Raw genomic sequence first — 17,690 nt, 5'->3', positions numbered from 1 at the left:
CCGAAGATGACAGAGCGCCAGACGCCGCAGGAGCGCAGGGAGAGGGACCGGCCGTGGCTCATGCGGACCTATGCCGGCCACTCCACCGCCGAGGCGTCCAACGAGCTGTACCGACGCAACCTCGCCAAGGGGCAGACGGGTCTGTCGGTCGCGTTCGACCTGCCGACCCAGACCGGGTACGACCCCGACCACATCCTCGCCCGCGGCGAGGTCGGCCGGGTCGGTGTGCCGGTGTCGCACCTCGGTGACATGCGCCGGCTGTTCCAGGACATCCCCCTGGAGCAGATGAACACCTCGATGACCATCAACGCCACCGCCATGTGGCTGCTGGCGCTCTACCAGGTCGTCGCCGAGGAGCAGGGCGCCGACATCACCAAGCTCCAGGGGACGACCCAGAACGACATCGTGAAGGAGTACCTGTCGCGGGGCACGCACGTGTTCCCGCCGGTGCCCTCGCTCCGTCTGACGACGGACATGATCTGCTACACGGTCAACAACATCCCCAAGTGGAACCCGATCAACATCTGCAGCTACCACCTGCAGGAGGCGGGAGCCACCCCGGTCCAGGAGATCGCGTACGCCATGTCCACCGCGATCGCCGTGCTGGACGCGGTGTTCGCCTCCGGGCAGATCCGCGAGGACCAGAAGGGCGAGGTGGTCGCGCGCATCTCCTTCTTCGTGAACGCGGGCGTCCGGTTCGTCGAGGAGATGTGCAAGATGCGGGCGTTCGGCCGCATCTGGGACCGCATCACCCGCGAGCGGTACGGGATCGAGAACCCCAAGCACCGCCGGTTCCGGTACGGGGTCCAGGTCAACTCGCTCGGTCTGACCGAGGCCCAGCCGGAGAACAACATCCAGCGGATCGTCCTGGAGATGCTGGCGGTGACCCTCTCCAAGGACGCACGCGCGCGTGCCGTGCAACTGCCCGCCTGGAACGAGGCGCTGGGCCTGCCCAGGCCCTGGGACCAGCAGTGGTCGCTGCGGATGCAGCAGGTGCTCGCCTACGAGAGCGACCTGCTGGAGTACGCGGACATCTTCGAGGGCTCGCACGTCGTCGAGGCGAAGGTCTCGGAGCTGGTCGAGGACTCGTTCGCGGAGATCGACCGGATCGAGGAGATGGGCGGCGCGATGGCGGCCGTCGAGTCGGGCTATCTGAAGTCGCAGCTCGTGTCGTCGCACGCCGAGCGCAGGGCCCGTATCGAGTCGGGTGACGAGAAGATCGTCGGCGTCAACATCTTCGAGTCGACCGAGCCGAACCCGCTCACGGCCGACCTGGACGCCGCGATCCAGACGGTGGACCCCGCGGTCGAGGCCCGGGTGACCGCCGCCCTCCAGGACTGGCGCGACACCCGCTACCAGCCGCCGTTCAACCACCCGCGCCCCTGCAAGGCGCTGGAAGGGCTGAAGGAGGCGGCGAAGGGCACCGACAACCTCATGGCGGCCACCCTGGAGTGCGCCCGCGCCGGAGTCACGACCGGCGAGTGGGCGGGCGCCCTGCGCGAGGTGTTCGGCGAGTTCCGCGCCCCCACCGGTGTGTCGTCCGCGCCCGTCGCGGTGACCGCGGAGGAGGGCACCGCGATGGCCGCGGTCCGCCGCAGGGTGGAGCTGACCGCGAAGGACATGGGCGTCGGCAAGCTCCGCTTCCTGGTGGGCAAGCCGGGCCTGGACGGGCACTCGAACGGCGCCGAGCAGATCGCCGTACGGGCCCGCGACGCCGGGTTCGAGGTGGTCTACCAGGGCATCCGGCTCACCCCCCAGGAGATCGTGTCCGCGGCCGTCGCGGAGGACGTGCACGGCGTCGGCCTCTCCATCCTGTCGGGCTCGCACGCCCAGCTGGTGCCCGACGTGCTGGAACGGCTGCGCGAGGCCGGCGCCGCCGACATCCCGGTGATCGCCGGCGGGATCATCCCGAACGCCGACGCCGAGCTGCTCAGGGCGGCCGGCGTGGCCGCGGTCTTCACCCCGAAGGACTTCGACATCACGGGAATCATCGGCCGTATCGTCGACGAGATCCGGAAAGCGAACAAGCTCGACCCACTGGAGGTCCCCGCATGACCAGCCCTGCCCCCCAGGTGAACCGCCTGCGTCCGCGGCGCTCCTGCCTGGCCGTGCCCGGCTCGAACCCCCGCTTCCTGGAGAAGGCCCAGGGGCTGCCCGCCGACCAGGTCTTCCTGGACCTGGAGGACGCGTGCGCGCCGCTCGCCAAGCCCGAGGCGCGGCACACCATCGTCAAGTTCCTCAACGAGGGCGACTGGACGGGCAAGACGCGGGTCGTGCGCGTGAACGACTGGACGACCGAGTGGACGTACCGCGATGTCGTCACGGTCGTCGAGGGGGCGGGTCCGAACCTCGACTGCATCATGCTGCCGAAGGTCCAGGACGCCCAGCAGGTGGTCGCCCTGGATCTCCTCCTGACGCAGATCGAGAAGACGATGGGCTTCGAGGTCGGCAGGATCGGCATCGAGGCGCAGATCGAGAACGCCCGGGGCCTGAACAACGTCAACGAGATCGCGACGGCCTCCCCGCGCGTCGAGACGATCATCTTCGGCCCGGCCGACTTCATGGCGTCGATCAACATGAAGTCGCTGGTCGTGGGCGAGCAGCCGCCCGGCTACCCGGCGGACGCCTACCACTACATCCTGATGAAGATCCTGATGGCCGCGCGCGCCAACAACCTCCAGGCGATCGACGGCCCCTACCTGCAGATCCGCAACGTCGAGGGCTACCGCGAGGTCGCGGGCCGGGCCGCCGCCCTCGGCTTCGACGGCAAGTGGGTGCTGCACCCGGGTCAGGTCGAGGCGTCGAACGAGATCTTCTCGCCCTCGCAGGAGGACTTCGATCACGCCGAGCTGATCCTGGACGCGTACGACTACTACACGTCCGAGGCGGGCGGCAGGAAGGGCTCCGCGATGCTCGGCGACGAGATGATCGACGAGGCCAGCCGCAAGATGGCCCTGGTCGTCTCCGGCAAGGGCCGCGCCGCCGGCCTGCGGCGCACGTCGAAGTTCGAGGCGCCGACCGGCTGAGCGGGCCGGGCAGTCCGGAAACACGAAGAACCCTCGTCCCCCGGGCCCGGAAGGGGCCCGGGGGTATAACAGCCCGGAGGGCGAGACATGCAGTTCGGCCGCACCTACGAAGAGTTCACCGTCGGCGACGTCTACAAGCACTGGCCCGGGAAGACCGTCACCGAGTACGACGACCACCTCTTCTGCCTCCTGACGATGAACCACCACCCGCTCCACCTGGACGCCAACTACGCGGAGGGCACGACCGACTTCGGGAAGAACGTCGTCGTGGGGAACTACATCTACTCCCTGCTGCTGGGCATGTCCGTCCCCGACGTGTCGGGGACGGCGATCGCCAACCTGGAGATCGAGTCGCTGAAGCACGTGGCGCCGACCTTCCACGGCGACACGCTCTACGGCGAGACCACGGTCCTCGACAAGACACCCTCCAGGTCGAAGAACGACCGCGGGATCGTGTACGTCGAGACGAAGGGCTACAAGCAGGACGGCACGCTGGTCTGCGTGTTCCGCCGCAAGGTGATGGTGCCGACCGAGACGTACATCAAGGAGCGCGGCGGCGAACAGCCCGGCCGGCCCCAGCCGAAGGAGCAGGAGAAGTAGCCATGGCGCGACTCGCCCAGACCGCCGGTCTCACCGACGTCCAGCAGGAGATCCTGTCGACCGTACGGGACTTCGTGGACAAGGAGATCATCCCGGTCGCGACCGGTCTCGAGCACCGCGACGAGTACCCGCAGCAGATCGTCGACGGACTCAAGGAGTTGGGTCTCTTCGGCCTGATGATCCCCGAGGAGTACGGGGGCCTGGGTGAGTCGCTCCTCACCTACGCGCTGTGCGTGGAGGAGATCGCCCGCGGCTGGATGTCGGTGTCCGGCATCATCAACACCCACTTCATCGTGGCCTACATGCTCAAGCAGCACGGCACCCAGGAGCAGAAGGAGTACTTCCTGCCGCGGATGGCGGCGGGCGAGGTGCGCGGCGCCTTCTCGATGTCCGAGCCCGCGCTCGGCTCCGACGTGTCGGCCATCACGTCGAAGGCGGTGAAGGACGGCGACGACTACGTGCTGAACGGCCAGAAGATGTGGCTCACGAACGGCGGTACGTCGACGCTGGTGGCCGTCCTCGTGAAGAGTGACGAAGGCCACCCGGAAGGCACCGCGCCCCACAAGTCGATGACGACCTTCCTGGTGGAGAAGGAGCCCGGTTTCGGTGAGGTCCGCCCCGGACTGACCATCCCGGGGAAGATCGACAAGATGGGCTACAAGGGGGTCGACACCACCGAGCTGATCATGGACGGGCTGCGCGTTCCGGCCGATCGCGTGCTCGGCGGGGTCACCGGCCGAGGTTTCTATCACATGATGGACGGTGTCGAGGTCGGCCGGGTCAATGTGGCCGCGCGTGGCTGCGGCGTCGCGCAGCGCGCCTTTGAGCTGGGCATTTCCTATGCGCAGCAGCGTCACACGTTCGGCAAACCGATCGCACAGCACCAGGCGATCCAGTTCAAGCTGGCCGAGATGGCTACCAAGGTCGAGGCCGCCCATGCGATGATGGTGAACGCGGCGCGCAAAAAGGACTCCGGGGAGCGAAACGACCTTGAGGCAGGGATGGCGAAGTACCTCGCCTCCGAGTACTGCAAAGAGGTCGTGGAGGACGCCTTCCGGATCCACGGCGGCTACGGCTTCTCGAAGGAGTACGAGATCGAGCGCCTGTACCGCGAGGCGCCGATGCTGCTGATCGGCGAAGGTACCGCCGAGATCCAGAAAATGATCATCGGACGCAGGCTGCTCGAAGAGTATCGGTCGCAGGGCTAGACATACCGATTCGGGGTGTTTTCATCGAGAAGAAGATCACACCCCGTCAGCGCTCTTCGGACACCGACTCGGCTTCCTGGCTTACCCAGTTACGGCCCGCGACCGGTACGATTCGGGAAAGCCGCCGTCCCCAGTTTCCGCGCGGCATCATCCGCTACGAAGGTCATCCATGCCCCACAGCCAAACCTCTGCACCACGCGACAGCCTGGCCGGCGTACGTCTTGCGCGCGGAGCATCGCCGTGGCTCCTCCCGACCGTCGCCACCGCAGCCCTCAGCCTGGTACGCGCGCGCAAGTCCGGCGCCGCCAAGGCCGTGGCCGTACCCGTCACCGCACTGGCGGCGGGCATGCTGTGGTTCTTCCGCGACCCCGAGCGCGAGATCACCCAGGGCCGGGTCATCTCGCCCGCCGACGGCGTGGTGCAGAGCATCATGCCGTGGAAGGACGGACGCACCCGCGTCGCGATCTTCATGAGCCCGCTGAACGTCCACGTCAACCGCGCGCCCCTGGCCGGCACGGTGACGTCGGTGGAGCACATCCCCGGCGGCTTCGTGCCGGCGTTCAACAAGGAGAGCGAGAACAACGAGCGCGTCGTCTGGCACTTCGACACCGAGCTCGGCGACATCGAGATGATCCAGATCGCCGGTGCGGTCGCGCGGCGCATCGTGCCGTACGTCCCGCAGGGCACGAAGGTCGAGCAGGGCGAGCGGATCGGTCTGATCCGTTTCGGGTCGCGCGTCGACATCTATCTCCCCGAGGGTGTGGAGGTCGACGTGGAGGTCGGTCAGAAGACCGTGGCTGGGGTGACTCGCATTGACCGTGGTTGATCCCGAGACACAGGCCGGATGGGTGCCGGAGGCCGACGACATGGACGACGAAGAGGAGATGCCCCTCTCTCTTCGCCTCTCGATAGCGGACACGCTCACTCTCGGTAACGCGACGTGCGGCTTCATGGCGGTGTACTTCACCACCACCGGCATCCTGATCCCGCACCTCACGGGCAGCCAGGAGACGGGCATGGCGCGGCACAGCGCCGCGACCGCCGTGATCCTGATGCTGTGCGCCGCGGTGTTCGACCTGTTCGACGGGCTGGTGGCGCGCAAGCTGCGTTCCTCCCCCATGGGCGCGGAGCTGGACAACCTCTCCGACCTGATCAGCTTCGGGCTGGCACCCGCGTACTTCGTGCTCGTGTACGGCATGGTCGCCGACGACGCGCACCAGCGGGTGGCGGCGGTCGGGGCGATCGTGGTCCTGCTGGCCGTCGTGCTGCGGCTCGCGAGATTCTCGTGCGTCACCGTCAAGGACGGCACGTTCCAGGGCATGCCGTCGCCGTTCGGTGCGCTGACGGTCGTGTCCATCGTGCTGCTGGAGCTGCCGTTCGTCGCCACGCTCATGGCGATCATCGGTACGGCGTGGCTCATGGTCAGCCGCGTCGAGTACCCGAAGCCTCGGGGGCGGCTCGCGGGGGCGATGCTGTCCTGGATCGTGCTCAGCATGGCGCTGCTGGCCGCGTGGGCGTTCGACGCGCCCGGCGGGCAGCTTCTGCTGCAGACCGGGTGTGCGCTGCAGCTGGTGATGGGGGCCGTGATTCCCCTCTTCGCCACGGCTCGGCGGGTCAACAACTTTCGGGACAACCGGCGGGAGGCGCGGGCAGCGCAGCTGCCGTAGCGCTTCTTCGTGGGAAGGGCCCCGGACCAACTGGTCCGGGGCCCTTCCGTTGTTTCACCGTGCGCGGGTGTGGGGGCTTGGCGCGCAGTTCCCCGCGCCCCTTACGGGGTCGGGGTGTAGGACTCCGCCACCGTGGAGGCGGCCGGCTGGCGGACCACCTTCATGCCGCCTGTCACCGACTTGTCGGGCTGGAGGATGACGCTCTGGTCGGAGGAGGACGCCTTGGGGTCGGTGAAGTCCTGCGCGGTGCCGAAGCCCGTGTCCAGGGCGTCGAGGGTGAGCAGGGCCTTGTCCACGCCCTCGCGGGTCAGGTCCTTGGACTCGCACGCCTTCTTCAGGGCCTCGCCGAACGCGGAGGCGGCCGTCCAGCCGGCGACCACCCCGTTGTCGAGGGAGTCCTTCGGGTACGCCTTCTTGTAGTCGGCCACCAGCTTCTTCGCCGCCGGGGTGTCCGCGCCGATGGGCAGCGAGGGCGAGGCCACGTAGTAGTTCTTCTCCAGCGCCGGTCCCGCCTGGGTGGCCAGGAGCTGCGGGGCGAAGGCCGAGTTGTTGCCGATGATCGGGACGTCGAAGCCGCCGGCCGCTGCGACACCCACCAGGGACGCCGCCTGGCGCGGGCCCGCGCTGATCACGACCGCCTTGACGCCGGCCTTCTTCAGGGCGGCGACCTGCGCGGTCATGTCGTTGTCCGTCGGCTTGATCTTCTGCTCGACGACGGTCAGCCCGGCCTCCTTCGCGATGTGCTCGGAGCCGGTCAGCGCGCTCTCGCCGTAGTCGCCCTCGAAGTAGACGTGCCCGATCTTGTCACCCTTCTTGAGGCCCTTCTCCTTCATCAGGAAGTCGATCGCGTTGATCGTCTCGATGTCGTACGTGGATCCGATGACCCGGATGTAGGGGCTGCCGAGCAGGGCGGAGGACCATGCCTGCGGCAGGACCAGGGCCTTGTCCTGGCCGTCGATGCGCTGCTTGACAGCGGCGACGAACGGCGAGCCGATGAACTGGGCGAACCCGAGCACCTTCGGCGCCAGCTCCGTGTACCCGGAGACGGCCTTCTGCGGGTCGTAGCCGTGGTCCCGGACGGTGAGCTCGACCTTGTAGCCGCACACACCTCCGTCGGCGTTCAGCTGCTTCACATAGAGCTGCTGGGCCTGGGTGACGCTCTTGCCGAGGGTCGCGTAGACCCCCGTCATGTCGGTGAGGGCGCCCAGCGCGATGGTCTTGCCGGAGATGCCCTTGTCGGTCTTCACCTCCCCCGCGGCGGTGTCGCCCTTGCCTCCGTTGTCGTCGTCCTTGGCCTTCGAACTGCACCCGGACAGCAGCAGCAGCGCCGCGAGTGCCCCCGCGGTCACCCTGGCGGTGGCCGTCGCATGTGTGGTGATCATCGTTCCTCCCCTGGATCGGTCTTGAAGCGTCGTCCGGCGGCCACCCTGACCAGGCCGCCGGGCAGGAACAGCACCACCGCGACAACGGCGGCGCCATAGAGGTAGCGGGATGCCTCACCCGGTGCGATCCCGCCCGTACCGGGGGCGGAGACCAGGGGCAGCGCATCGCTGTAGCGGGTCAGCACCTGCGGCAGCACGGAGACGAACACCGCTCCGATCACCGCCCCGGAGACCGAGCCGAGCCCGCCGATGACGATCACGGCGAGGTATTCGAGCGACAGCGTGATGCCGAAGTAGTCCGGCACCGTCCGCTGGAAGACCAGGGCGAGCAGCACGCCCGCGAGGCCCGCGTACATCGAGGACAGGACGAAGACGGCGGCCCGGTAGCGGGCCACGGGGACACCGATGACACCGGCCGCGATGCGGTGGTCACGGATCGCGTTCATGGCGCGCCCGGGGCGCCCGCGCAGCACCCCGCGGGCGAAGAGCCCGCAGCCGAGGAGCAGGACGAGTGCCGCGTACCAGAGCTTCTCCGCGGAGCCGAACGGGACGGAGGCGACGAGGAGCTCCGTGTCGTCGAAGGTCAGCCCGAACAGGCTCAGGGGCGGTACGTCGCGGCCGTTGAAGCCGCCGGTGAGGTCGCGGGCGTTGAACAGCACGTGCTGGCCGATGAAGATCAGCGCGAGGGTGGCGATGCCCAGGTAGGCGCCGCGCAGGCGTCCCGCGATGGGGCTGAAGAGGCCGCCCGCCAGGCCCGAGACCAGGACGGCGAGGACGGCCGCGAGCCAGGTCGGCAGGCCGAGGCCGGTGAGCCCGTCACCGCCGTCCGCCGCGAAGACGCAGTAGCCGTACGCGCCGATCGCGAGGAAGAAGGCGTGCCCCATGGAGAGCTGGCCCGTGGAGCCGGTGAGCAGGTTGAGCCCGATCGCGCCGATGGCCGCGGCCATCGCGAACAGGCCGGCCTGGAGCCAGAACCGGTCCAGGTAGAACGGCAGGAGGAGCAGCAGGAGACCGCCGCCGGCCCAGACGTACGTACGCGTGCGGGTGGCGAACCGCGCAGGGCGGCGGTCGGGGGCCCGGGAGACGGGTGCCGCGGGCGCGGACGCTTCGGACACGGGCGCTTCAGACACGGGCGAGCTCCTTCGTGCCGAACAGCCCGGCGGGCCGGATGAGCAGGATCACGGTCATCACGAGGTAGGGGGCGAGGTCGCCGAGGCCCCGGCCCAGGAAGCTCAGTTCGCTCTGGTAGCCGGTCGCGAGGGATTCCGTGACGCCGACGAGCAGACCGCCGACGAGCGCCCCGGTCGTGGAGTCGAGGCCGCCGAGGATGGCGGCGGGGAACGCCTTGAGGGCGGCGAGCGAGGTGGCCCGCTCCAGACCCGGCGTGGGGAAGACCGTCAGGAACAGGGCGGCCACCGCGGCGAGTCCGCCCGCCACGGCCCAGGCGCCGAGCGACACCCGCCCGAGCCGTACGCCCATCAGTGCGGCCGTCTCCGCGCTCTCGGCGGCGGCCCGCATGGCGACGCCCCAGGTGGTGTACCGGAACGCGAGCAGGAAGACCGTGATGAGCAGGCCCGCGGCCACGAACGCGGCGATGCGCGTGTGGGCCAGTGAGATCGGGCCGAGCGTGAGCACCGAGTCGCCCCACGGATCGCCGAGCGCCAGGACGTCGGTGCCGATCCGGCGGGTCAGTTCGGTGGTGAGCAGGATGTCCACGCCGATCGTGACGATGGCGAGGACGCTGTGGTCGGAGCCGCGGTAGCGGCGCATCACCAGGAACTCGACGGCCGCCCCGACGACCGCGGCGCCGGCGATCCCGACCAGCAGGGCGGGCCAGAAGCCGATGTCCTCGTGCAGGGTCGCGGTGACGTAGCCGCCCGCGAGGAGCAGGGAGGCGTGGGCGAAGTTGACGACCTCGGTGGCCCGGAAGATGACCACGAAGCCGAGGGCGATGAGGGCGTAGACCGACCCCATCGAGACTCCGTTGAGGAGCAGTTCGGCGAAGGTGCTCACGACGCGCTCTCCTCTCCCTCGGGGCGCTCCCCCAAGTAGGCGCGGACGACCGCCGGGTCGTTCTGTACGTCGGCGGGGGCGCCGTCCGCGATGCGGCGCCCGAAGTCGAGTACGGTCACCGCGTCGGCGAGCCGCATCACCACCCCCATGTCGTGTTCCACCAGGACGATCGAGATGCCGAGGCTGTCGCGGACTCCCGCGATCACGGCGGCCGTCCGGGTCCGCTCGTCGGCGGTCATACCGGCCACCGGTTCGTCCAGGAGCAGCAGGCGGGGCTCCATGCACAGGGCGCGAGCGAGTTCGGCGAGCTTCTGCTGCCCGTACGGGAGAGAGCCCGCCGGGCGGTCGAGACAGTGCGAGATGCCGACGAACTCGGCGATCTCACGGACGCGTTCGCGATGACGGCGCTCCTCACGGGCCGCTGCGGGGAGCTTCAGTCCGGCGGCGAGGAAGCCGGTGCGGGTCAGCCGGTGGCGGCCCAGCAGGAGGCTGTCCTCGACCGTGGCGAGCGGGGGCAGGGCGAGGTTCTGGAAGATGCGGGCCACGCCCAGTCCGGCGATGCGGTGCGGCGGCAGGCCGGTCAGTTCGTGCTCACCGAAGCGGACGCTGCCGGCGGTGGCCCGGTAGACACCGGACAGCACGTTGAAGCAGGTGGACTTTCCGGCGCCGTTGGGGCCGATGAGGGCGTGGACGGTTCCCGGGCGCACGGTGAAGTTCACGGCGTCCAGGGCGGTCAGCCCGGCGAAGCGCACGGTCAGGTCCCGTACGTGCAGCGGGGGTACGTCCGTGTCGGTGCCGGAGCCGACGTCGGAGCCGGCACCGGTGTCGGGTCCGGGGCCGGGTCCGGGTGAAGTGGGCTGTGGTGGCGCGTCGTTCGTCATGGTGATGTGCTCACCCCTTCCATCGGGTCAGCGCCGGATGCGAGGCGCGGGCCCGCTCGGCGTCGGCCGCCGCGTCCTCGTCGACCACGCCCAGGTAGCGGCGGCGTACCTCGTCGGAGGCGGCCAGCTCGTCGGCCGGCCCCGACAGGGTGACCTCGCCGACTTCCAGGACGTAGGCGCGGGAGGCGAGCCGCAGGGCCAGGGCGGCGTTCTGCTCGACGAGCAGGATCGAGGTGCCCTGGGTGTTGATCTCGCGGACCGTCTCGGCGATCCGCTCGGCCATCAACGGGGCCAGCCCCAGGGACGGTTCGTCCAGGAGCAGCATCCGCGGGGCGGCCATCAGGGCGCGGCCGACCGCGAGCATCTGCTGTTCGCCGCCCGACAGCAGGCCGGCGCGCTGCTGGGCACGGTCGGCGAGGACGGGGAACAGCTCGTGGACGCGGCGCAGGGCGGCGGCGCGGTCCGCGCGACCGCCGGTGGCGCCGAGCGCCCCGGCCCGCAGGTTGTCGGCGACGGTCATCCGGGCGAACACCCTGCGGCCCTCCGGGATCTGTGAGATCCCGGAGGCCACCACCCGGTCCGGCGGAACACCGTCGATACGGCGGTCGTCGAAACTCACCGTGCCGCCGGTGACCGCGCCGCCGTGGAAGGACAAGGTCCGGCAGATGGCCCGCAGCAGGGTCGACTTGCCCGCGCCGTTCCCGCCGAGGACCGTGACCACGGCTCCCTCCGGCACCTCCAGGGACACCTGGCGCAGTGCGCGTACGGGACCGTATCCGACCGACAGGTCCCGTACGGCCAGCCCTGAACCACCCATGGCATTCCCCCTGTCATCGCGCTCTCGACCGCTGTGCGCCCGACGGCGTGTTCGCGGTCGGTGTGGCGCTCACGACAGCACCGGCGCGAGCGTCCGTCCACGGGGCGCGGGCGAATCGCTGCGGGTGACCAGCGGGTGCGGGCGCCCGTTGTGCGCGCGCACAACACCGCGTGTCAGGGGCCTGCGCGAGGCGGCACCGGCATGTCATCCTCCGGCCATGGGAGCCCGCAGAAGGCGTACCGGTCATGACTGGAGGCTGCTCGCAGAGTCCTGCACGGCGCTGCTGGAGCGGCTGCCGGAGCTGGTCGACGAGCACATGCGACAGCTGGCCGAACACTCCCCCGTCTACGGGGAGTTCTTGCCCTACGACCAGCAGTGGCGGGAGGCGGAGGAGGCGATGCGGATCGGGATCGAGACGATCTCCGCGCCCCGGGACTCGCCCCGCCGTGATCTGGAGTACGCGGAGGACGCGGGCCGGCGACGGGCCCAGCAGGGCCTGCCGCTGGAGCTGCTGGTGCACGCGTACCGGGCCGCCGGCTATCTGGTGTGGGACGCCCTGCTGGAGGGGGCGGCCGGGAAGGAGCCGGAACGGCTGGGGGTGCTGATGCGGTCGGCGACGATGGTGTGGTCCGCGGTGGACGCGCAGGCCGCGGCGGCCTCCGAGGCGTACCGGGCGACCGAGATGGAGCTTCGGCGGCGCACCGACGAACGGTTGCAGGCGCTCCTGGACGCGCTCCTCGAAGGGCAGGAGGCGCCGGGTCTCGCCGCGCGGGCCGCCGCGGGGCTCGACCTCCCCGAGCGGGGTCCGTACGCCGTGGTCGTGCTGCGCACCGAACGGCGGGAGCCCGTCCGCCGTCCCGTCGAGGGCGACGGCCTGCGGTTCGTCTGGCGGATGCGGGCGGACTGCGAGGTGGGGGTGGTGGCCCTCGCGGCCGGGCAGGGCCTCGACGGGGTGGCGCGGGCGCTCGACGGGCGCTGTTCGGGTCCCGGCGGGATCAGTCCCGTGGTGGCCGGGCTCGCCGAGCTCGGCCGGGCCCGGCGGCTGGCGGAGCTGGCGCTGCGTACGTGTCCGCCCGACGCGACTGCCGTCGTGCGGCTCGACCAGCGGATGCCGACGGCGCTCGTCGTCAGCCAGCCGGAGCTGGCCCGCCGGCTCGTGTCGGACGTCTTCGGCTCGCTGCTGGAGCTCGAACCGGCGGATCGGGCGGTGCTGCTGGAGACGCTCGACGCGTGGCTGTGCTGTGAGGGGTCCGCCGGGCGGGCCGCCGGGCGCCTCTACTGCCACCGCAACACGGTCTTCAACCGGTTGCGGCGCCTGGAGCAGCTCACGACGCGCTCGCTGGCACGGCCGCGGGACCTGATCGAGATGACGCTGGCGCTGGACGCGTACCGGTTGAGTTGAGGGTTTTTCCGCCCCCGCCGCCCCTTCCCGTCCCGTCCCTGGGGGCTGCGCCCCCAGACCCCCCTGTCGCGCTGGCGCGCTCGTCCTCAAACGCCGGACGGGCTGAAAATCAGCCCGTCCGGCGTTTGAGGACCGGGGGTTCGGGGCTGGCCCCCGAGCAGTGACGATGGGGGTCCCCCCGCTCGAGCGAAGCCGAGAGTGGGGGAGGGTAGGGGCGGCGGGGGCGGGACAAGGGCGTCAGGTGAGGAAGTCCTCGGCGATTCGTTCCGCTACGGATTCCAGGATCGGGCCCGCTTCGGCGAGGCAGCGGGCGACGTCCGGCTCGACGTCCGTCAGCGGATAGACCCGCCGGATCCCGGCCCGCCCGAGCGCCTCGGGGGCGAGCGCCAACCGCCCGCACACGGCGATGACCTCCTTGTCGGCGGCACGCGCGGCGGCGGCCACCCCGGCGGGTGCCTTCCCATGGAGGGTCTGCTCGTCCAGGGAACCCTCCCCGGTGATGACGAGCGTCGCCCACTCGATCGCCGCCGCGAACCCCAGCACATCGAGCATGACCTCGATACCGGGACGGAAGACGGCGCCGAGACCCACCAGCGCCCCGTACCCGATGCCGCCGGCGGCCCCCGCGCCCGGCGCGACGGCGTACTCCGCGGCCCTGCCCCCGACCGCTGTCTCCAGGACGGCGGCGAAGTGGGCGAGGCCGGCGTCGAGGACGGCCACGTCGTCGGGAGAGGCCCCCTTCTGGGGCCCGTACACCGCCGCCGCGCCCTTCGGCCCGGTCAGCGGGTTGTCCACGTCGCTGGCGAGGACGACGTCGACGGAGGAGAGCCGGGGATCGAGTCCGCTCAGGTCCGCCGTCGTGAGCTTTCCGAGGGAGCCGCCGCCGGGCGGCACGGGCTCGCCGTCCTCGTCGAGGAACCGGGCGCCGAGCGCGGCCAGCATCCCGGCCCCGCCGTCGGTGGTCGCGCTGCCGCCGACGCCGAACACGATCGTGCGCGCCCCGGCGTCGAGCGCGGCCCGCAGCAGCTCGCCGGACCCGTACGTGGACGACGTGAGCGGCGCGAGGACCCCGGCGGGCAGCCGCTGCAACCCACTGGCCTCGGCCATCTCGACGACGGCGGTCCCGTCGCGCAGCGCGAACGCGGCGGTGACCTCGTCGCCGAGCGGCCCGGCGACGCGGACCTCGTGCCGTTCGAACCCGGCGGCGACCGCCGCGTCGACGGTGCCGTCGCCGCCGTCGGCGACGGGGAGCGCGCGCACCTCGACGCCGGGTGCGACCCGGTGGAGTCCTGCCTCCACCCGCTCGGCCACCTGCACGGCGGTGAGCGTGCCCTTGAACTTGTCCGCGGCGACGAGTACCCGCTGGGTCCGGCTGCCGGTTCGATTCACTGCGGCGTCAGCCACCTTGCGTTCCCCTTGCTCTTCGGGCCTTGCACGATGTCAAGGCAGTCGCGCCGTTGCGACCCTAACCGCAGGAGGGGGCCGCTGCCCAGGGCGGTTCTCAGGACCCGGACAGCGGGCGGACGGACTCAGGACGGCGGCGGACGACGTCGGCCGGTCAGCCGGCGTCGGTCCCGCGCGAGTCGTAGAGCTGGTGGGTCAGCGTGCCCTCGTGCCCGAACGGCATGCTGATGTGCTCCAGCACGTCCTCCAGGAGATCGAGGTCGCCCGTCCGCACACCGACGTCCCCGGTGTTGACCAGCGGATCGGCGGGGGCGGCCTGGGCGGAGGCGGCACCGGTGAGGGACAGGACGGCGGCGACCGCGGCGGCACCGGCCACGAGGACCGTCGTACGGCTCAGCGACTTCATGGGACTCCAGACGCGCAACGCGAAACGAATAAAACCTGACGACCTTCTCATGTGGCGCACCGCGGAATGTACGTAAAGCGGGCCGGAGCGACAGGAATTCGGCCCACCGGGTGTAGGCGCCTCCCGTGGGTTGACGGGCCCGGACCGGCGGGCCGGGCGGGTGGACCGTGCGGCCGATCACGCCGGGCCGGCCCTCGTTAGGCTGGTCCGATGACGACTCCTGACTACGCCACGTACATCGCGGGCCTTCCCCGTGTGCTCGTCGGAGCCGCCGCGCTCTTCCGGGACGCCGGGGGCCGGGTGCTGATCGTCGAGCCCGACTACCGTGAGGGCTGGGCGCTGCCGGGCGGCACCGTCGAGTCGGACGCCGGCGAGACCCCGCGGCAGGGGGCCCACCGGGAGACCCTCGAGGAGATCGGCCTGGACCTGCCGATCGGCCGGCTGCTCGCGGTGGACTGGGTGCCCGGCGCCCGGCGGCCGCCGGTCGTGGCGTACCTGTACGACGGCGGCGTCCTGACGCAGGAGCAGTTCGGGGCGATCCGCCTCCAGGAGTCGGAGCTGCTGTCCTGGCGGCTGGTCCCCCGCGAGGACCTCCCGCAGTACCTGCCGGGCGCCCTCGGCCGTCGCGTGGCCGCCGCCCTGGACGTGCTCGCGGGGGACACGGGGGCGGCGGAACTGGAGAACGGCCACCGCGCCGGCGTCCGGCCGCCCCGGGAGGCCGGGCACGCCACGCCCGGCACCTGAGCAGGCCCTGTCAGAACAGCGCCGCCACCCCCGCCCCCCGTTCGAAGTCCAGCAGCCGCTGCTTGCGTTCCAGGCCGCCGCCGTAGCCCGTCAGGCTGCCGTTCGCGCCCACCACCCGGTGGCAGGGCACGATGATGCCCAGCGGGTTCCTGCCGTTGGCGAGGCCCACCGCCCGGGACGCCTTCGGATTGCCGAGGGCGTCCGCGAGCTGGCCGTACGTGCGGGTCTCGCCGTACGGGATGCGCCGCAGCTCCGCCCAGACCGCGCGCTGGAACGGGGTGCCGACGAGGTCGAGCCGGACGGAGAAGTCCGTCAGCTCGCCCGCGAAGTAGGCCGCCAGTTCCGCGGTCGCCTCGGCGAAGACCGTGTCGTCCGGGCTGCCGAAGGTCTCCTGCGGTGGCCGGTGGCGCTGGTCGGTCATGTAGAGCCCGGACAGGACGCCGTCGGTGGCGACGAGGGTGAGCGGGCCGTACGGGCTGTCGATGACGGTGTGCTGTTTCATCGTGCGTCCTTCACTGTGCGTCCTTCACCGCGTCCTTCACTGGCGTCCTTCGGTGCGTGGGGTGGCTGTCCGGGGAGGAAGTTGACCGGGTGCGTGCTGGTCGCCCACAGGTACTGGACGGCGTACGCGCGCCAGGGCCGCCAGTCCGTGGCGCGTGCCGTCAGCGCGGCGGGCGTGGACGGCAGGCCCAGCTCCCGTGCGGCGTACCGGACTCCGAGGTCGGTGACCGGGAAGGCGTCCGGGTCGCCGAGAGCGCGCATGGCGATGACCTCCACGGTCCAGGGGCCGAAACCGGGCAGTGCGAGCAGCTCCGCCCTGGTCCGTGCCCAGTCGCCCTCGATGCCCAGGCTGAGTGTGGCGTCCGCCAGCCGGGCCACCAGGGTGGTGAGAGTGGTGCGGCGGGTGGCGGGCATCGCGAGGGCCTCGGGGTCCAGGGCCGCCAGGGCCTCGGCCGACGGGAAGAGATGGGTGAGGCCGCCTTCGGGGTCCTCGACCGGCTCGCCGTGGGCCGCGACCAGACGGGCCGCGTGCGTACGGGCGGCGGCCGTGGACACCTGCTGGCCCAGGACGGCCCGTACGGCGAACTCGGCCTCGTCGACCGTGCGCGGCACCCGGCGGCCCGGTGCCTTGTCGACGAGGGGCGCCAGCACCGGATCCGTCCGCAACTGGTCGTCGACCGCGACCGGGTCGGCGTCCAGGTCGAGCAGGCGGCGGCAGCGGCTGATGGCGACGGTCAGGTCGCGCAGGTCGCTGAGGGTGAGGCGGCAGCCGATGTGACCGGGGGCCAGGGTGAGCGCGACGACCCCGCGCCCGTACGGCAGTCGCAGGGTGCGCCGGTACGCGCCGTCGCGCCACTCCTCCACACCGGGCACGGCGGTCGCGACGAGGTGGCCGAAGAGGTTGTCGGGGTTGAGCGGCGCCCGGAAGGGGAGGCGGAGGGACAGCGTCCCCGGTGCGCCGGTGGAGGTGGCCCTGTTCGCGGGCGCCCTGGTGCGCAGTTCGCCCGGTGCGAGGGCGAAGACCTCGCGGACGGTGTCGTTGAAGGTGCGGATCGACGAGAAACCCGCCGCGAAGGCGACCTCGGCCATCGGGAGCGGTGTCGTCTCGATGAGCAGCCGTGCGGTCTGGGCCCGCTGGGCGCGGGCGAGGGCCAGCGGTCCCGCGCCCAGTTCGGCGAGGAGCTGGCGTTCGATCTGCCGGGTGCTGTAGCCGAGGCGGGTCGCCAGCCCCGGCACGCCCTCGCGGTCCACGATCCCGTCGCCGATCAGCCGCATCGCACGGGCCACGAGGTCGGCCCGCTGGTTCCACTCGGGCGAGCCGGGGCTCGTGTCGGGGCGGCAGCGTTTGCACGCCCGGAAACCGGCCTGCTGGCAGGCGGCGGCGCTCGGGTAGAACGTCATGTTCTCCGGCTTCGGCGGCACGACGGGGCAGCTGGGCCGGCAGTAGATCCGGGTGGTCAGGACCGCGGTGAAGAACCAGCCGTCGAAACGGGCGTCCTTCGACTGGACGGCGCGCACGCAGCGCTCGGTCTCGGTGTGCATCCCGTTCTGCATGCCCACCAGCATCGCCCTCGGTCAGGGCGATGGCTGGCGGGAATCCGACATCTGCCCGGGCTCCGTTCGCTCCTCGGCCGCCCGG

17 protein-coding genes are annotated in these 17,690 nt (G+C 71.1%); 8 read left to right on the top strand and 9 right to left on the bottom strand.

What is annotated here, in order from left to right; translation table 11 throughout:
- Positions 1 to 6 precede the first annotated feature (6 nt).
- The 6 genes from ACFYXC_RS05725 to pssA all read left to right on the top strand — a co-directional run bounded on the left by ACFYXC_RS05725 (position 7) and on the right by pssA (position 6,501).
- On the top strand, positions 7 to 2,055 hold the full coding sequence (locus ACFYXC_RS05725) for a protein meaA (protein ID WP_389547368.1): 2,049 nt from the start codon (positions 7 to 9) through the stop codon (positions 2,053 to 2,055).
- Positions 2,052 to 3,026 (top strand): HpcH/HpaI aldolase/citrate lyase family protein, encoded by a 975-nt coding sequence (locus ACFYXC_RS05720; protein ID WP_388917244.1) that lies wholly within the window; start codon positions 2,052 to 2,054, stop codon positions 3,024 to 3,026. Before ACFYXC_RS05725 ends, ACFYXC_RS05720 begins: the two co-directional genes overlap by 4 nt.
- A gap of 87 nt (positions 3,027 to 3,113) precedes the next feature.
- On the top strand, positions 3,114 to 3,626 hold the full coding sequence (locus ACFYXC_RS05715) for a MaoC family dehydratase (protein WP_389547365.1): 513 nt from the start codon (positions 3,114 to 3,116) through the stop codon (positions 3,624 to 3,626).
- A gap of 2 nt (positions 3,627 to 3,628) precedes the next feature.
- Positions 3,629 to 4,834, top strand: a complete 1,206-nt coding sequence (locus tag ACFYXC_RS05710) for an acyl-CoA dehydrogenase family protein (RefSeq protein WP_389547362.1) — start codon at positions 3,629 to 3,631, stop codon at positions 4,832 to 4,834.
- A 169-nt stretch (positions 4,835 to 5,003) separates the two neighbouring features.
- Complete coding sequence (locus tag ACFYXC_RS05705) at positions 5,004 to 5,660, top strand: phosphatidylserine decarboxylase (protein WP_388917254.1); 657 nt, start codon at positions 5,004 to 5,006, stop codon at positions 5,658 to 5,660.
- 22 nt (positions 5,661 to 5,682) lie between these two features.
- Positions 5,683 to 6,501 (top strand): CDP-diacylglycerol--serine O-phosphatidyltransferase, encoded by an 819-nt coding sequence (pssA, locus tag ACFYXC_RS05700; protein WP_388917424.1) that lies wholly within the window; start codon positions 5,683 to 5,685, stop codon positions 6,499 to 6,501.
- Positions 6,502 to 6,602: 101 nt separating this feature from the next.
- On the opposite strand, the gene ACFYXC_RS05695 is transcribed toward pssA, so the two are convergent.
- Genes ACFYXC_RS05695 through ACFYXC_RS05675 form a run of 5 tightly spaced genes read right to left on the bottom strand, consistent with a single transcriptional unit; the run spans position 6,603 to position 11,594 of the window.
- Entirely contained in the window at positions 6,603 to 7,883 is a 1,281-nt protein-coding gene (locus ACFYXC_RS05695) for an ABC transporter substrate-binding protein (RefSeq protein ID WP_388917257.1), read from the bottom strand.
- Complete coding sequence (locus ACFYXC_RS05690; protein ID WP_389547359.1) at positions 7,880 to 9,013, bottom strand: branched-chain amino acid ABC transporter permease; 1,134 nt, start codon at positions 9,011 to 9,013, stop codon at positions 7,880 to 7,882. The genes ACFYXC_RS05695 and ACFYXC_RS05690 overlap by 4 nt, the downstream gene beginning before the upstream one ends.
- The gene (locus ACFYXC_RS05685; RefSeq protein ID WP_388917263.1) at positions 9,006 to 9,896 is read right to left on the bottom strand and encodes a branched-chain amino acid ABC transporter permease; all 891 of its coding nucleotides are present in this window, start codon (positions 9,894 to 9,896) and stop codon (positions 9,006 to 9,008) included. Before ACFYXC_RS05685 ends, ACFYXC_RS05690 begins: the two co-directional genes overlap by 8 nt.
- Positions 9,893 to 10,777 carry an ABC transporter ATP-binding protein gene (locus tag ACFYXC_RS05680; RefSeq protein WP_389547356.1) on the bottom strand — a complete coding sequence of 295 codons (885 nt, stop codon included), beginning with the start codon at positions 10,775 to 10,777 and terminating at the stop codon, positions 9,893 to 9,895. The genes ACFYXC_RS05685 and ACFYXC_RS05680 overlap by 4 nt, the downstream gene beginning before the upstream one ends.
- Positions 10,778 to 10,787: 10 nt before the next feature.
- The gene (locus ACFYXC_RS05675) at positions 10,788 to 11,594 is read right to left on the bottom strand and encodes an ABC transporter ATP-binding protein (protein ID WP_389547353.1); all 807 of its coding nucleotides are present in this window, start codon (positions 11,592 to 11,594) and stop codon (positions 10,788 to 10,790) included.
- Positions 11,595 to 11,811: 217 nt separating this feature from the next.
- On the opposite strand from ACFYXC_RS05675, the gene ACFYXC_RS05670 reads away from it, so the two are divergent.
- A complete protein-coding gene (locus ACFYXC_RS05670; RefSeq protein ID WP_389547350.1) occupies positions 11,812 to 12,996 on the top strand; it encodes a PucR family transcriptional regulator in 1,185 nt (394 codons plus the stop codon).
- 237 nt (positions 12,997 to 13,233) lie between these two features.
- Here ACFYXC_RS05670 and ACFYXC_RS05665 read toward each other — a convergent pair whose 3' ends face one another.
- A complete protein-coding gene (locus ACFYXC_RS05665; protein ID WP_389547347.1) occupies positions 13,234 to 14,400 on the bottom strand; it encodes a glycerate kinase in 1,167 nt (388 codons plus the stop codon).
- A 154-nt stretch (positions 14,401 to 14,554) separates the two neighbouring features.
- Positions 14,555 to 14,806 carry a hypothetical protein gene (locus tag ACFYXC_RS05660; RefSeq protein WP_389547344.1) on the bottom strand — a complete coding sequence of 84 codons (252 nt, stop codon included), beginning with the start codon at positions 14,804 to 14,806 and terminating at the stop codon, positions 14,555 to 14,557.
- Between the two features lie 210 nt (positions 14,807 to 15,016).
- On the opposite strand from ACFYXC_RS05660, the gene ACFYXC_RS05655 reads away from it, so the two are divergent.
- Entirely contained in the window at positions 15,017 to 15,550 is a 534-nt protein-coding gene (locus tag ACFYXC_RS05655) for an NUDIX domain-containing protein (protein WP_388917280.1), read from the top strand.
- A 10-nt stretch (positions 15,551 to 15,560) separates the two neighbouring features.
- On the opposite strand, the gene ACFYXC_RS05650 is transcribed toward ACFYXC_RS05655, so the two are convergent.
- On the bottom strand, positions 15,561 to 16,052 hold the full coding sequence (locus ACFYXC_RS05650) for a methylated-DNA--[protein]-cysteine S-methyltransferase (RefSeq protein ID WP_388917283.1): 492 nt from the start codon (positions 16,050 to 16,052) through the stop codon (positions 15,561 to 15,563).
- A complete protein-coding gene (locus ACFYXC_RS05645) occupies positions 16,049 to 17,605 on the bottom strand; it encodes an AlkA N-terminal domain-containing protein (RefSeq protein WP_389547340.1) in 1,557 nt (518 codons plus the stop codon). Before ACFYXC_RS05645 ends, ACFYXC_RS05650 begins: the two co-directional genes overlap by 4 nt.
- Between the last annotated feature and the right edge of the window lie 85 nt (positions 17,606 to 17,690).

This window comes from Streptomyces sp. NPDC002701 (assembly GCF_042889045.1).
Classification (GTDB): Bacteria; Actinomycetota; Actinomycetes; order Streptomycetales; family Streptomycetaceae; genus Streptomyces.
Note: the sequence above shows the minus strand (reverse complement) of the source record. Positions and strands in the feature narration are given on the sequence as shown.